Source organism: Sphingobium sp. TCM1 (assembly GCF_001650725.1).
Lineage (GTDB): Bacteria > Pseudomonadota > Alphaproteobacteria > Sphingomonadales > Sphingomonadaceae > Sphingobium.
Map to the genome: position 1 here is coordinate 96,492 of NZ_LXVX01000016.1, position 14,664 is coordinate 111,155.

The 14,664-nt window shown below is 66.3% G+C and carries 16 protein-coding genes; 7 read left to right on the forward strand and 9 right to left on the reverse strand.

Annotated elements, in window-relative coordinates:
• Positions 1 to 71: 71 nt before the first annotated feature.
• Positions 72 to 1,337: an aspartate kinase gene (locus A7Q26_RS12965; protein WP_066860131.1), complete on the reverse strand. Its 1,266-nt coding sequence runs from the start codon at positions 1,335 to 1,337 to the stop codon at positions 72 to 74.
• A gap of 370 nt (positions 1,338 to 1,707) precedes the next feature.
• Here A7Q26_RS12965 and ubiG point away from each other — a divergent pair, with 370 nt between their 5' ends.
• Positions 1,708 to 2,439: a bifunctional 2-polyprenyl-6-hydroxyphenol methylase/3-demethylubiquinol 3-O-methyltransferase UbiG gene (gene ubiG, locus A7Q26_RS12970; protein ID WP_066860134.1), complete on the forward strand. Its 732-nt coding sequence runs from the start codon at positions 1,708 to 1,710 to the stop codon at positions 2,437 to 2,439.
• Between the two features lie 78 nt (positions 2,440 to 2,517).
• Positions 2,518 to 2,643 carry a hypothetical protein gene (locus tag A7Q26_RS26165; protein WP_269747255.1) on the forward strand — a complete coding sequence of 42 codons (126 nt, stop codon included), beginning with the start codon at positions 2,518 to 2,520 and terminating at the stop codon, positions 2,641 to 2,643.
• A 189-nt stretch (positions 2,644 to 2,832) separates the two neighbouring features.
• On the opposite strand, the gene A7Q26_RS12975 is transcribed toward A7Q26_RS26165, so the two are convergent.
• Positions 2,833 to 3,648 (reverse strand): HpcH/HpaI aldolase/citrate lyase family protein, encoded by an 816-nt coding sequence (locus tag A7Q26_RS12975; RefSeq protein ID WP_066860137.1) that lies wholly within the window; start codon positions 3,646 to 3,648, stop codon positions 2,833 to 2,835.
• Positions 3,649 to 3,748: 100 nt separating this feature from the next.
• Between A7Q26_RS12975 and A7Q26_RS12980 the strand changes: the two genes are divergently transcribed.
• Together A7Q26_RS12980 and A7Q26_RS12985 are read left to right on the forward strand one after the other, a co-directional pair.
• Positions 3,749 to 4,723 carry an SPFH domain-containing protein gene (locus tag A7Q26_RS12980; protein WP_066860140.1) on the forward strand — a complete coding sequence of 325 codons (975 nt, stop codon included), beginning with the start codon at positions 3,749 to 3,751 and terminating at the stop codon, positions 4,721 to 4,723.
• A 142-nt stretch (positions 4,724 to 4,865) separates the two neighbouring features.
• A complete protein-coding gene (locus tag A7Q26_RS12985) occupies positions 4,866 to 5,312 on the forward strand; it encodes an NfeD family protein (RefSeq protein ID WP_066860143.1) in 447 nt (148 codons plus the stop codon).
• Positions 5,313 to 5,342: 30 nt separating this feature from the next.
• Here A7Q26_RS12985 and A7Q26_RS12990 read toward each other — a convergent pair whose 3' ends face one another.
• The 3 genes from A7Q26_RS12990 to fsa form a co-directional block, all read right to left on the reverse strand.
• A complete protein-coding gene (locus tag A7Q26_RS12990) occupies positions 5,343 to 6,170 on the reverse strand; it encodes a hypothetical protein (RefSeq protein ID WP_198162935.1) in 828 nt (275 codons plus the stop codon).
• A gap of 251 nt (positions 6,171 to 6,421) precedes the next feature.
• Positions 6,422 to 6,763 (reverse strand): antibiotic biosynthesis monooxygenase family protein, encoded by a 342-nt coding sequence (locus A7Q26_RS12995; protein ID WP_066860148.1) that lies wholly within the window; start codon positions 6,761 to 6,763, stop codon positions 6,422 to 6,424.
• A gap of 139 nt (positions 6,764 to 6,902) precedes the next feature.
• Positions 6,903 to 7,556, reverse strand: coding sequence for a fructose-6-phosphate aldolase (gene fsa / locus A7Q26_RS13000; RefSeq protein ID WP_066860150.1), 654 nt, complete (start codon positions 7,554 to 7,556; stop codon positions 6,903 to 6,905).
• A 130-nt stretch (positions 7,557 to 7,686) separates the two neighbouring features.
• Here fsa and A7Q26_RS13005 point away from each other — a divergent pair, with 130 nt between their 5' ends.
• Together A7Q26_RS13005 and A7Q26_RS13010 are read left to right on the forward strand one after the other, a co-directional pair.
• Positions 7,687 to 8,340 carry a DUF2490 domain-containing protein gene (locus tag A7Q26_RS13005; protein WP_066860549.1) on the forward strand — a complete coding sequence of 218 codons (654 nt, stop codon included), beginning with the start codon at positions 7,687 to 7,689 and terminating at the stop codon, positions 8,338 to 8,340.
• A 46-nt stretch (positions 8,341 to 8,386) separates the two neighbouring features.
• Entirely contained in the window at positions 8,387 to 10,558 is a 2,172-nt protein-coding gene (locus A7Q26_RS13010) for a primosomal protein N' (RefSeq protein ID WP_066860153.1), read from the forward strand.
• Positions 10,559 to 10,561: 3 nt separating this feature from the next.
• On the opposite strand, the gene A7Q26_RS13015 is transcribed toward A7Q26_RS13010, so the two are convergent.
• From A7Q26_RS13015 to A7Q26_RS13025, 3 genes are read right to left on the reverse strand one after another with little or no spacing between them, the layout of a single operon-like run.
• Positions 10,562 to 11,053, reverse strand: coding sequence for an OmpA family protein (locus A7Q26_RS13015; RefSeq protein WP_084439113.1), 492 nt, complete (start codon positions 11,051 to 11,053; stop codon positions 10,562 to 10,564).
• Positions 11,054 to 11,069: 16 nt separating this feature from the next.
• A complete protein-coding gene (locus A7Q26_RS13020; protein ID WP_066860159.1) occupies positions 11,070 to 12,296 on the reverse strand; it encodes a diguanylate cyclase domain-containing protein in 1,227 nt (408 codons plus the stop codon).
• 3 nt (positions 12,297 to 12,299) lie between these two features.
• Positions 12,300 to 12,848, reverse strand: a complete 549-nt coding sequence (locus A7Q26_RS13025) for a YfiR family protein (RefSeq protein WP_066860161.1) — start codon at positions 12,846 to 12,848, stop codon at positions 12,300 to 12,302.
• A 141-nt stretch (positions 12,849 to 12,989) separates the two neighbouring features.
• On the opposite strand from A7Q26_RS13025, the gene A7Q26_RS24615 reads away from it, so the two are divergent.
• On the forward strand, positions 12,990 to 13,199 hold the full coding sequence (locus A7Q26_RS24615) for a DUF1289 domain-containing protein (protein WP_084439114.1): 210 nt from the start codon (positions 12,990 to 12,992) through the stop codon (positions 13,197 to 13,199).
• Here the strand turns inward: A7Q26_RS24615 and A7Q26_RS13030 are convergent.
• Positions 13,114 to 14,637 carry a hypothetical protein gene (locus A7Q26_RS13030; RefSeq protein WP_443018164.1) on the reverse strand — a complete coding sequence of 508 codons (1,524 nt, stop codon included), beginning with the start codon at positions 14,635 to 14,637 and terminating at the stop codon, positions 13,114 to 13,116. The genes A7Q26_RS24615 and A7Q26_RS13030 overlap by 86 nt on opposite strands.
• Positions 14,638 to 14,664: the final 27 nt, after the last annotated feature.

Genomic DNA, 14,664 nt, shown 5'->3' on the forward strand with positions numbered 1-14,664 from the left:
GGGTGGGAACATGCCGAAACAGCCCCCTCACCCTTTCTCTTCTCCCCCCCTGACCGGGGAGAGGCAAAAAATCAAGCCGCCGGGGCGTCGAGGCCATAGGCGGTGTGCAACACACGCACCGCCAGTTCCGTCTCGTCCTCGTCGATCAGCACGCTGACCTTGATCTCGCTGGTGGAGATCGCCTCGATGTTGATGCCGCGGTCGGCGAGCGTCTTGAACATGGTGGCGGCGACGCCGGCATGGCTGCGCATCCCGACGCCCACGACGCTGATCTTGGCGACTTCGGTGTCGGTGATGATGCGGCGGAAGCCGATCTCTTCCTTGTTCGCTTCCAGCAGGTCGACGCTGCGGGCCAGGTCGGCGCGCGGGACGGTGAAGGTGACGTCCGTCTCCTCATTGTCCTTGGAGTCATTCTGGATGATCATGTCGACGTTGATCGCCGCATCGGCCAGCGGGCCGAAGATGCTGGCGACCGCGCCCGGCTTGTCGGGCACGCGGGTGACGATGATCTTCGCCTCATTCTTGTCATGGGCGATGCCGGTGATGAGCTGACGTTCCATCTTGCTTTCCTTGAGCTTGGCTTCCAGTTCCTCGTCGCTCACGATCAGCGTGCCGGGGAGGTCGTCCTGGGTGGGATCATCGAAGGAAGAGAGCACCTGCACGACCACGCCTTCCTTCATGGCGAGGCCGACCGAGCGGGTCTGGAGCACCTTGGCGCCGACCGAGGCCAGTTCCAGCATCTCCTCATAGGTGACGAGGTCCAGCTTGCGGGCGCGCGCCACGATGCGCGGGTCGGTGGTGTAGACGCCGTCCACGTCGGTATAGATGTCGCAACGATCGGCCTTGACCGCCGCCGCCACCGCGACTGCCGACGTGTCCGACCCGCCCCGGCCCAGCGTCGACACGCGGCCATCGGCCATCATGCCCTGGAAACCGGGGATCACCGCGACCTGGCCCGATGCCATCTCCGCCAGCAGCGCCTCGGTGTCGATCTTCTCGACCCGCGCCTTGGCGTGGGCTTCGGTCGTGCGGATAGGCATCTGCCAGCCCAGCCAGCTGCGGGCGTCCACGCCCATCGACTTCAGCGTCATGGCCAGCAGGCCGCTCGTCACCTGCTCGCCCGACGCGACGACGACATCATATTCCGCCGGGTCGTAAAGCGGCGAGGCTTCCTTGCAGAAGCCTACCAGACGATCGGTTTCGCCTGCCATGGCCGACACGACGACCGCCACTTCATGCCCCTGGTCGACGACATGCTTGACGCGCGCCGCCACGTTGCGAATTCGCTCCATCCCCGCCATGGAGGTGCCGCCGAATTTCATCACGATGCGCGCCATTTGCTTGTCGAACCTGCTTGCTGTTGTGAAAGAATATGTCCCAAAGGGGCAAAACGGCGCTCCTATTAGCAGCCGCGACGGATATGGCAAGCAATCCTGCGGCGCGGCTCGCCGCATCGTCGCCGCTCGCCCACCCGCCTTATTTACGTTCAACGGGATAGGCGCATTTGCCTACCGTCGCTGGCCTGCTAAAAAGCGGAGAAATCGATATCCCCTTTCCGCCGTTCGCCCTGAGCTTGTCGAAGGGCCGTCCCTTTCCTGAAGAGACTATTGGGCTTCGACAGGCTCGATCCGAACGATAGAAAGATGGTCGCGATCCCGAAATGTCAGCCAGATGGCTAACCGCCATTGTCGCCAGAAGCCAAGGTGCATGATGACCCAGACCACCGCAACGATCGACCCGAAGGAAGCCGCCCATTTCGGCGCCATGGCCGCCGACTGGTGGGACCCCGCCGGCTCCAGCGCGATGCTGCACAAGCTGAACCCGGTGCGCCTGCGCTATATCCGCGCGGCGATCGACCGCCACTGGCCCGGCCATGAGCAGACGTTTCGGCCCCTCGCCGGCAGGCGCGCGCTCGATGTCGGCTGCGGCGCGGGCCTGCTCGCAGAACCGCTGGCGCGCCTCGGCGCGACCGTCACCGGCCTCGACGCCGCCCCGGAAAATATCGCCGCCGCCGCCGCTCATGCGCAGGGCCAGCACCTCGCCATCGACTATCGCGCCACCCCGGTGGAGGAAATGACCGACAGCGGCTTCGATCTCGTCACCTCGATGGAGGTGATCGAGCATGTCGCCGATCCCGCCGCCTTCGTGCGCGCGCTCGCCGGAAAACTGGCGCCCGACGGCTTCATGATCCTCTCGACCCCCAACCGCACGCCCCTCTCCCGCCTCGCCATGATCACCATCGGCGAAAGCGTCGGCGGCATCCCCAAGGGCACGCATGACTGGCACAAATTCCTCACGCCCGATGAACTGACCGCACTGCTGGAAGAAGCGGGCCTGGACGTCACCGACAGCAGCGGCCTCGCCTTCGATCCGCGCAGCGGCTTCACCCTGTCGAGCAACAAGGCGATCAACTATCTGCTCACGGCCAGGCACAAGTAAAATCTTCTCCGGTTAGGGAGACGGATAGGAAGCCGTGCCGCGAAACGGCCAGGCGAAGTCGGATGAGGGGGGAGCGAGATGACCGAAGAGTCGAAAGTCGACGCTTATATCACCACCCACGCCGACTTCGCCCGCCCCACCCTCACCCATTTCCGCACGCTGGTCCACGCCGCCCGGCCGCAGGCCAGCGAAGCCATCAAATAGGGCTTTCTCCACTTCGTCCACCGGACCAGGAATTTCGCCTCCATGGCCGCGTTCAAGGGCCATGCCGCGATCGGCTTCTGGTATAGCGAGGACGACGACATCCGCGCCGAACAACGCGGCATGGGCCATCTCGGCCATTCCCCCTGACCGCAAAGAGAAAAGCCGACCCGCCCGGCTTGGCCAACCCGCCTACTGCCCCACCGCCTCGGCCCGCGCGATCAGGGCTTGCGCCTCCTCGACATGCATCGCCTCGATCATCCGGCCCTCGAACCGTTCCGCCCCGCCGGTCGCCGTCTCGATCAGGCGCCGGGCGTCCGCCACCGCCTGCGCGTCCGGCCCGAACACCTGGTTCGCCACCGGCACCTGGCTCGGGTGGATCAGCGTCTTGCCGTCGAAGCCCAGTTCATGCCCCTGCGCGCATTCCGCCTCGAGCCCCGTCTCGTCCTCCAGCCGGTTGAACACGCCGTCGAACACCGCGATCCCCGTCGCCCGCGCCGCCAGCACCACCGCCTGCAGCGCGTGAGACAGGCCCGACCGCCCGGCCGAGGGCGGAATGCACAGATCCTTGCGAAGGTCGTTATTGCCCATGAACAGGCCGGCGCAGCCCTCCTCCCCCGCGATCGCCGGCGCAGCCAGCACGCCCCTGGCGCTCTCGATCATCGCGATCACCGGCTTCTGGCACACGCTGAACACGTCCCGCACCTGCCTGGGATGCTCGACCTTGGGCAGCACGACATAGTCGGCGCCCGACGCCTTCACCGCCACCATTTCGGCGCCATGCCAGGGCGTGCCCTCCACATTGATCCGCACCGCGCTCAATCGTCCGCCAAAGCCATCGCCCAGCGCCGCGATCGCCCCGGCCCGCGCCGCTTCCTTGGCGTCTTCGGGCACCGCATCCTCCAGGTCCAGGATCACCATGTCGCAGGGCAGGCTCCGCGCCTTGGCGATCGCGCGGGGATTGGACGCGGGCAGGAACAGCAGCGAACGGGCGTGGCGAAGCAACATGGAGACTCTCCCTCGGATCGGACCCTGGCGGTTTGACTTCCCCCGTTAACGATTAGGGCGCATAATCCAAGCCTGCGAAACGGGGGGAAGAGATTTGGACATGCTGACGACATTCGCGCTTACGCTTACCGGCCTCGTCCTCTTCTACCTCGCCGTCAGCGTGAAGGTGGTGCGGCAGGGCTATCAATATACCATCGAACGCTTCGGGCGCTTTACCGAAGTGGCCAGGCCCGGCCTCAATTTCTACCCCGCCTTCTTCTACGCGGTGGGCCGCAAGATCAACATGATGGAGCAGGTCGTCGACATTCCGGGGCAGGAGATCATCACCAAGGACAACGCCATGGTGTCGGTCGATGGCGTGGTCTTCTTCCAGGTGCTGGACGCGGCCAAGGCGGCCTACGAAGTGTCCGAACTCTATGTCGCCATCATGCAACTGGCGACCACCAACCTGCGCACCGTCATGGGCTCGATGGACCTGGACGAAACCCTGTCCAAGCGCGACGAGATCAACGCGCGCCTCCTGTCGGTAGTGGATCAGGCCACCAACAGCTGGGGCATCAAGATCACCCGCGTCGAGCTGAAGGACATCCGCCCGCCCGCCGACATCGTCAGCGCCATGGGCCGCCAGATGAAGGCGGAGCGCGAGAAACGGGCCAATATCCTTGATGCCGAAGGGATGCGCGCCGCCGAAATCCTGAAGGCCGAGGGGCAGAAGCAAAGCCAGATACTGGAGGCCGAGGGCCGCCGCGAAGCCGCCTTCCGCGATGCCGAGGCGCGCGAGCGCGAGGCGGAGGCAGAAGCCAAGGCGACGCAGATGGTGTCCGACGCCATAGCGGCCGGCAACCCGCAGGCGCTCAACTATTTCATCGCCCAGAAATATGTCGAGGCGGTGAGCCAGTTCGCCACCTCCCCTAACGCCAAGACCATCCTCTTCCCGGTGGAGGCGACACAGTTGATCGGCACCCTGGGCGGCATCGGCGCGCTGGCGAAGGACGCGCTGGGCGGCGACGCGCCCACACCCAGCGCCCCGCCGCCCGCGCCGAGGCGCGGCCCCTTCGGACAGGCGCAGGGATAAGCGTGATGCGACCGACTGATTTCCGTCGCCGTCATTCCCGCGACAGCGAGAACCCGTCTCCCGACCCGTCCGCCAGGCACGGGGTCGGGGCGACACATCGCCGCCCGAACTGGAATAACGCGAAAACAGGGAGTGCCCGGCCATGACCGACTGGCTGAGCCTGCTGCACGATCATTGGGCCTGGCTGGTCTTCGCCGCCCTGCTGGGTGTGGGGGAAGTGCTGGTTCCCGGCGTCTTCCTGATCTGGATCGCGATCGCGGCAGCGCTGACCGGCCTTGCCGCGCTCGCCCTGCCCATCGCCCTGCCCGTCCAGCTGCTCCTGTTTGCCGCCCTCAGCATTGCGGCGGTCTGGGGCGGGCGGCGCTGGTATGCCGACCATCCGGTCGCGTCTGCCGACCCCCTGCTCAATGATCGCACCGCCCGCCTCGTCGGCCAGACCGTGACCGTGGTGGAGCCGATCAGCGGCGGCGAGGGCCGGGTCAAGGTCGGCGACGGTGTCTGGACTGCGACCGGCCCCGACGCGGCGGTGGGCGCCCGGATGCGCGTGACCGGGGCGGACGGCACGGTTCTGCGGGTCGAGCCTGCCTGACGCCGTCTCCCGCCGGGCTGCCGCGAACGCCTACAGGTCCAGATCCTTCTCGTCGGCGCTTTCCTGCGCGCGCTCGACCGCCTTGGCCTGCTGCGCCTGCGTCGCCATCGCCATCTGGGTCATCATCGCAAAGCTGGTCAGCCCCACGCTGAAACGCGCCGCGAGCGCCGGATTCTGCTGGTTGGGCATCACCTCATAGGAAATGGCGTGCAGGCAAGGCAGCACCTTGTCGGTACGGATATTGTGGCTGCGACATTCCGAATAGCTCATATTGCCGTTTGCCATACGCTGGCCGTCGCGCGACCGGATGATCCATCCCGACCGCTGGTTGCCATAGCTGCTGTCGTCGAACGCGCCATATTTGGCGCTTACCTCCTGCGCGATGTTGGCCACGGGCAGTTCCTTGCCGGCTGGATATTCGTTGGTCCGGTCGACATGGACCAGCCGTTCCCCATCTGGGGGGCCGATCAGCCAGACATTCACCTTGTCGAGGCCAGTGTCGGCATAAAGGTTGATTCGCGACATCCGCCCGCCATCGGGCAGCGAGGTGCTGCTCTTGCTGACATTGATCGCATAGCTGGGATTCTTGCACAGCAGGACGCCGCGCACCTGTTCCTCGCTCATCCCCTGCCGCAGCCCCACTATGTCGTCCGCCGCCTGGCCTTCGGGCGCGGTCTGGGGCTTGAACTTGCCGCAGTCGAGATCGGCCTTCTCGACCGCCGGCGCCGCCGCCTCCCCCGCCGCCTCTTCACCGGACGGGGCGTCGCCCGCGGCGCTGCCATTCGCGTCCTTGTCGCTGCCGCCGCCGCATCCGGCCAGCCACATCAGTCCACCGATGACGAGAATAGTGCCGCGCATGGCCATGCCTCTGTCTCTGTTTCCACCTGTCGCTCGGTCGCACATAGGCAAGGAAAGCCGCCATCAGCGCGAGCGTTGGGCCGTCATGTCTGCCATGGTCGTGACGGACCGACAACGTGTCGGCCGGGCGCAAAAGGATAGGCCGCATGGATAATCTTGAGGATGCGCAACGCCCGTTTCTACTAGTCGCACCAGTCCAGTCGACACTTGCCGTTTTTCGGTGCGGCGTCAGACGCAGACCGGCATCAACATCAGTCCTGTCGTTCGTCGGCCGCGCGCAGCACCAGCAGGTCGTCGGTAACGGTCATGGTGAAGATCGGGTCGGCGTCGGCGGGCACTTCGGCGATGGCGTCGACGAAGGCGGCGCGGGTCGCCGGATCGTCATAGACCATCTTCTGCTCGAACGCCGCGCGCCAGGTCCGCTCGTCGGGCCATTCGGCATAGCCGACGAAGCGGCCGTCGGCGTCGCGATGGAGGCGGGACCCGTAGCTGCCATATTTTTCCCGGATGAGGTCGGTTCCGCGCCGCCAGGCCGCGCGGAACTGCTCCTCCTTGCCGGCATGGACCCGCCACCAATAGACCGCGACGAACATCGGCTCTCTCCTTTCAGGACATGGAGAATGAGCCGGATCGGGCGCCGGTTCCAGTGCTGTCTCTCGCGAGCCACGCCAGCCCGCTCCCGCATCCGACATCCCGCCTGGAATGTCAGATGAGCGGGCTGGCGCCACTACATCAGAGAATCGTCTGGCCGGTCTTGGCCCAGTCGGCCGCGAAGCCTTCCAGCCCCTTGTCGGTCAGCACATGCTTGGACAGCATCTTGATGACCGCGGGGGGAGCCGTGATGACGTCGGCGCCGATCTTCGCGCAATCGAGCACATGGATCGGGTGGCGCAGCGAGGCGGCCAAAATCTCGGTCTTGAACGCGTAATTGTCGTAGATCAGGCGGATGTCCTCGATCAGCGCGAGGCCATCGAAGCCATTATCGTCATGGCGGCCGACGAAGGGCGAGATGAAGCTGGCGCCCGCCTTGGCGGCGAGCAGCGCCTGGTTGGCGGAGAAGCAGAGCGTCACATTGACCAGCGCGCCGTCATCGGTCAGCGCCTTGCAGGTCTTGAGCCCGTCGATGGTCAGCGGCACCTTGATGCAGACATTGTCCGCGATCTTCCGCAGCACGGCGGCTTCCTTCATCATCGTCTCATGATCGAGCGCGACGACTTCGGCGGACACCGGGCCATCCACGATGCCGCAGATTTCCTCCACGACTTCCAGGAACTTGCGGCCCGACTTGTGGATCAGCGTGGGATTGGTGGTGACGCCGTCCAGCAGGCCAGTGGCGGCCAGCTCGCGGATTTCGGCAGTGTCGGCGGTGTCGACGAAGAATTTCATGGGAGGACTCCGGGATGGACGAATCGCGCCCCTTTAGCCGGTGGCGGACGGATTCGCCATCTTCGGCGCAGACAATTGCGTCGCGACCGCTTCCCGATTAAGCCGCAGCCACCTTTCCAAAGGACCGGTCATGAAGCGCGCCGCCCGACTGCTTACCCTTGTCCTCGCCGCTGCGAGCGCGTCGACAGCATCGGCGGCGACGGAGGAAAGCCAGGCCTGGATCACCGAGCAGGCCGCCATCCGCATCGACCCAGACACTGTCATGACCCTGGATTCGAGCCAGCGCGCCCGCGCCGATGCCGGGAGCGGCGGCGAGCAGTTTCTGGCGCGCATCGCCATCGACCACCGGATCGCGTCGGCCATGCAGGTCGGCGGCGGCTTCGCCTATCTCAAGAGCGAGGTCGACCAGGAACTACGCCTGTTCCAGCAGCTGACGCTGACCAAGGGGATCTGGACGAGCCGCACGCGGATGGAGCAGCGCTTCTTCGACAATGCCGATGAGGCAAGCTGGCGCTTGCGCCAGCGGGTGCAGGCCGCAGTGCCGGTCGACCGGGCGAAGCGTTGGACCGTGATTGCCGCCGCCGAAATCTTCTTCCACCTCAACCGCGCGCGCGCCAGCGACAGGACGGGGCTGGCGACCATGCGCCACCAGATCGGCGTGCGCCATCCGATCGCCAGGGCCATCGATGCGCAGCTTCTCTACATGCGGCAGCAGAATTTCCGCGACGGGCGGCCGGACGCCGTGTCGCATATCCCATGGCTGACTTTGAGCTGGCGGCTCTGAGCGGAGGGCATTGCACAGCGCGGCCAGCGCTTTAAGGACGGAAGCCATGTCTTCGCGCGCCCGTGTCCTGATCCTGAACGCCGCCCTGGGCCCGCTCGACTATCGCGTGCCCCACGGAATGACCGTGCAGCCCGGCAGCATCGTGGTCGCGCCGCTGGGACCGCGCCAGCTGGTCGGCGTGGTGTGGGAGGAAGCGAGCTTCCCCGATGTCGAGACGGTGGGCGACAACCGGCTGCGCAACCTGATCGAGCTGGTCGACGCCCCGCCGCTGCCCGAGCCGCTGCGCCGGCTGATCGAATGGACGGCCGACTATTATCTCAGTCCTCCGGCGGCGGTGCTGCGCATGGCGCTGTCGTCGATGGCCGCGCTGGAGGGTGCGCGGACGGTGATCGAATATCGCGCGACCGGCGCGGTGCCCGACCGCATGACCGAGCAGCGCGCGCAGGCGCTGGACCGGATCGGCGAGCGGCAGGGGCTGATCCGCGAACTGGCGATGATCGGCGGGGTCAGCGACGCGGTGATCCGCGGCCTCATCAAGCAGGACATATTCGAGCCGGTGGAGGTCAGCGTCGACACGCCCTTCCCGATGCCCGATCCCGACCATGCGCCGCCCGCCCTGTCCGACGCGCAGCGGGCGGCCGCGACGACCATGGCCGATGCGGTGCGGGCCCATGACTTCGCGCCCTTCCTGCTCGACGGCGTGACCGGATCGGGCAAGACGGAGGTCTATTTCGAGGCGATCGCGGCCGCCATCCGGGCCGACCGGCAGACGCTGGTGCTGCTGCCCGAAATCGCGCTGACCGAGCCGTTTCTGGAGCGGTTCGAAAAGCGGTTCGGGACGGTGCCGGTCAACTGGCACAGCGGCCTGCGCCAGAGCGAACGGCGACGGGCGTGGCGCGCCATCGCTTCGGGTCAGGCACAGGTCGTCGTCGGCGCGCGGTCGGCGCTGTTCCTGCCCTATCCGAACCTGGGCCTGATCGTCGTGGACGAAGCGCATGAGGCCAGCTTCAAGCAGGAGGATGGTGTTCACTATCATGCCCGCGACGTGGCGGTGATGCGCGGCCTGATCGAGAAGTTCCCGGTCATCCTGGCGTCTGCCACCCCCGCGATCGAGACGCGGCATCAGGTCGAGCTGGGCCGCTATGCCGAAATCAAGCTGCCCTCGCGCTATGGCGGGGCGGAGATGCCGCAGATCGAGGGCGTAAACCTGCTGACCGACCCGCCCGAACGCGGCCGCTGGATCGCGCCGCCGCTGGTCAAGGCAATCGACGAAACCATGGAAAAGGGGGAGCAGAGCCTGCTCTTCCTCAACCGGCGCGGCTATGCGCCGCTGACCTTGTGCCGCCATTGCGGCTATCGCTTCCAATGCCCAAACTGCACCGCCTGGATGGTCGAGCATCGGCTGACGCACCGGCTCGCCTGCCATCATTGCGGCCATGTCATCCCCGCGCCGCGTCGCTGCCCGGAATGCAAGGAGGAAGATAGCCTGGTCGCCTGCGGCCCCGGCGTCGAGCGCATCGCCGACGAGGTGAAGGCGCTATGGCCGCAGGCGCGGACCGCCATCGCCACGTCCGATACGCTGAGTTCCCCCGCCCGCGCCGCCGATTTCGTGAAGTCGGTGGAGGGCGGCGACGTCGACATCATCGTCGGCACCCAACTCGTCACCAAGGGCTATCATTTCCCGAACCTCACTCTGGTCGGCGTGATCGACGCCGATCTGGGGCTGGAAGGCGGCGACCTGCGCGCGGCGGAGCGGACCTTCCAGCAGATCGTGCAGGTAGCGGGACGCGCCGGTCGCGGGGAAAAACCCGGCAAGGTCTTCATCCAGACCCGGATGCCCGGCAGCGAGGTGATCCAGTCGCTGATCGAGGGCGACACCGAACGCTTCTATGCCGTGGAGACGGAAAACCGGCGGCGCGCCAATGCCCCGCCCTTCGGCCGCTTCGCCGCGATCATCATATCGAGCGAGGATGCCGACGAGGCGGCGCAGACCGCGCGGCTGATCGGCAAGTCGGCGCCGCTGATCGACGGGATGCGCGTCTACGGCCCCGCCCCGGCGCCGCTGTCCGTGCTGCGCGGGCGGCATCGCCATCGGCTGCTGATCCATGCGACACGGCAGGTGGACGTGCAGGCGGCGATCCGCGAATGGCTGGGCAATCTGGCCTGGAAGTCGGGCACGCGGGTGGCGGTGGACGTCGACCCCTACAGCTTCATGTGAGGATCAGGTGGCGTCCGCCGGAGAGACGATGATGACCACCCGGCGGTTTTCGCGCCGCCCGTCCGCCGAGCGGTTGCTTTCGACCGGCACGCGCGCACCCATGCCCACGACCCGCATCGCCGGCTGCGCCATACCGCCTGCGACCAGCGCGTCGGCCACCGCCTGCGCCCGCCGCAGCGAAAGGGCTTCGTTATAGCTGGACGCCCCCGTGGAATCGGTATGGCCTTCGACGCGCGCACCACGGATGTCCACCGCCGCCAAGGCCGCCGAAATCCGCCCGATCGCGACTTTCTGATCCGGGATCAGCGTGCTTTCGTCGGTGGCAAAAAGCAGCCTGTCGGCCATGCCGAACTGCCAGTCCTGACCGGACGGTTCGAAGCCCTGCCGCCGCAGCGCCGTCACCTGTTGCGGCGAGAAGCCCGCGGGCTGCAGGGACTGCACCGTCTGACAGGCAGCGAGGGGCAAAAGGGAAAAGAGAAGAAAAGCGTGGCGCATCCTGATCCTTGTCCTGTCAACGATCGCCATTGGCGACGCGGCCGGCCTTGGCCGCATACATGGCCGCGTCCGCATGGCGCAGCAGGTCGCGGGCATCGGCGCTGTCCTCGGGATAGCAGGCGCTCCCGATGCTGAGCGATGCGTCGATGCGCTCCCCATTGGGCAGCATGATCGGCTGGGCCATGCCGTCGGCGATATGGAGTTTGATCGCGGCAAGCTCGGGCGCCGACAGGCCGGGCGCAAGAATCAGAGCGAACTCGTCGCCGCCCAGGCGGAAGGCCTGGTCGCCAGGCCGCAGCACCGCGCGCAGCCGGGCGGCGATGACGATGAGCATGGCGTCGCCCGCATCATGGCCATGGGTGTCGTTGACCTGCTTGAAACGGTTGACGTCGATATAGATGATGGCGAACGATCGCCCCTCCGCGTTCGACCGCTCCACCGTGGCGGGCAGCGCCTGTTCGAACATCGCGCGGTTGCCGAGGCCGGTCAGAGCATCGCGGGTCGCCTGGCGCTCCAGCATCCGGTTTTGCGTCACGATGCCCTTGTGCCAATCGCGCAGTTCATCGAGCAACGCGTTGAAATCGCGGCCCAGCTGATCGACTTCCTGAATATCGGATGTCGGCACGCGACGATCGAACTGGCGATCGGCGCGCACCGCATGGGCGACATCGGCGATCTTGCCCAACGGATCGGTGACGTCGCGCTGCAGGCGGCGGGACAGCGTCCAGGTGGCGACAAGGGTGAGGACAAGACAGGCCAGCCCCGTCGCCAGGCCCGACAGGATGAACCGGCCGAGGCCGTCGGCGCCGCCATAGACCCGGACCTGCGCCACCCGTTGATGGCCGCGCAGGATGTCGGCGACCGCAGGCGAGGGCGCGACCAGTTCGGCGAGACCGCGCTCGACCGCTGCCATCATACCGTCGCCCGGCCGACGCCATTCCACCAGCATCCGCCCGCGCGCGTCGCGCACATCGACCCGGTGGACGCTTTCCGAGGCCGCCACCGCGACCATCCCCCGCCGCGCGGCGTCCATATCCTCGAACACCAGCGCAGGCTCGACAGTATAGGCCACGGTCCGGGCGATCAGCGCGAGGTTGCGATCGGCATAGCCCCGGATCACGAGGACCCCGGTGGCCATCAGGGTGACGCTGGCCATCAGCACGGCGACCAGGATCAGGCGCATATGCCCGCGCGCCAGCACCTGGCGCAGCGTGGGCATGGCGGATCGGGTCGAGGCTCTCATGGGTCAATAGCCCCCTTTAGACAGGCGCAGCACGCGCGGGTCGATGCGAACGGCCGATCGCGACACGGCGTCGATGCTGAGCTGGAACGACAGGGATTGCGGCGTGTAGAGCAGGCAGAACATCGCGCCGCTGCGGCAAGCGGGATCATCTTCCGCGATCGTCACCACCGCTTCTCCCCGCGCGCCTGCGATCAGCCTGCCGAGGGTCGGCGAATCCAGCCGGCCGATATAGAGCGCATCGCAGCGATCCGGCGCAGGCTCCCCCGGCGCGCCGATCGCGACCAGTTCGACCCCCGCACCGCTGGACAGACGGATATCCGCAAGCCGATCGGCATGACGCGCCGCACCCGCGATGCAGAGCCGCACCGCCGGCCGGGCGGACGGCCAGCGCGAATATTCGAGCATGGCGCCCACCATGCGCGCCGTACTCGCCGCGACGGCATCAGGCCCTTTGCCCAGCGGCATCATCGCAGGCTGGAAGGTCGGGACCGCGAGCAGGGCGCCCGGCATAAGAAGCAGCAACCAGAACAGCAAACAGCGCAAGCCCGACATCACTCCCCATGCCCGAAGGCTCGGCCGACTATAGTTAATCGGGCGTAAAATACAGCTAAAATCATTTCGCTTGCGACAAGTGCTGCTGCCTCCGGCAATCTCCCGCTGGCGACCGTCCGCCCTGCCGACTAGACCGAGGCGATGGAAACGCCCTGCCGCAACCTGTGTGCGCTCGACCGGGAGCGCAAGAGCTGCACCGGATGCGGCCGGACGATCGAGGAGATCGTCCATTGGCGGAGCATGACCGACGCCGAGCGCGCCGCCGTCATGGCGCGGGTGTGGGACTTCCAGCCGGCGGCGCGCCCTTCCCCTTTTCCTCCGCCTGTGCGTCGAACTCCGCCTTCAGCCTGAGCGCGGCATCGCGCATGTCCGAACCGTGCGGCGAATAGGCGATCGGATCGAGCAGGATCGACGCCGTCTTGTAATCCCCCCGCAACGCCGTCGCATGGGCAAAGCTGAACCGATAGTCGGGGCTTTGGGGCAGCAGCGTGAAAGCCTTGTAGAGGCCGTCATAGCCCAGGTCCGGCATCTTGCCGCCGCGCATCGCGTGATAGCGGTAGAAGAGCGCGAGCGGCACCGGGTCTTCGGTGTCGGCGCGGTTGGCGCGGACGATCGCTGTCAGGGCCGCCTTCCAGTCCTCCGCCTTGTCGCTGTCATGCGCCTTTTCCAGAAGCGCCTGCGCACGGACGGCATAGGCGCGGGCCGACTTGGGATCGATCGCGATCGCCCGGTCGGCGTCGGCCAGCGCAGAGTCCTTCTGCTCGGCCGCCCATTCGGCTTCGGCGAGCAGGGCGGCGGTATAGGCACTATCCGGATATTTGGCGGCGGTCGCGCGGATCGCGGTAACGAGCTCCGGCAGGTCTTCGGTACGCGGATGGTTGATGAGCCGAAGCTCATCCTCGATCACCGCGCCCTGCGCCGGGTCGACCGGGGCGACGGTGATCGTGTCGATCTTCAATTCCTTAGGCTTCAGCTCCGATGCCGAGAGCCGATGCCGCATATAGGCCTTCAAGTCCTTTTCCAGTCCAGCCAGGCCGCCCGCGAAATAGCTGTCAGGCTGCATATTCTTTACGCCGTCGGCCACATCCTTGAGATAGCGGGCGATTTCAGCACGGCGATCGGCCTTGTACTGGAAATAATGGGTCAGCAGCCAGGCGGTGCCATAATAGCGGTCGCCATCGCGCAGGCTGAGGCCATCGGTATCGCGGGCGAAGAGATTCTTCACCGGATAGGGCGATCCCAGCACCAGGCCCGGCGCGCGCGCCAGGGGCACATGACCGAACTCGATCGATCCGTCCTTCGGAAATTTGATGACCGAAAAAAATTCGGCGAACCCCTCCACATACCAGGCGGGATATGCGGCCGGAAAATGATGCAGCATGAAATGATGGGTATATTCGTGGAAGAGGATTTCCTCGGCCCCGAAATCAAATTCACTGGTCTTGGCCCCGCGCGACAGCACGGCGAAGGCGGTGCGGTCCGAGGTGGTGTAGAATCCGCCGATATTGGGATTGCGGGCCAGGGTCTTCACCTTGGCCTCGTTCGACAGGAGATAGACCTTGACCGGACTGCCCTGTTCCGGATCGGTGACTCGGGTCACGACCCGCAACAGATAATCGAACTTCTCCAGCCGCTCGGCAAAGCCGCGCAGCTTCTGGTCGTTGCCTTCGCTGTAGACGGTGAAATGGCGGGTCTGCGCCTGATACCAGGCCGCCTGCGCCGTCCCCATGCTCGATGCGGCCAGGCCCAGCCCGGCCAGCATCTTCCCCCAGAATCGCCCGCGTCGCATCGCTTCCCCCATGTACCCCAGCCTATT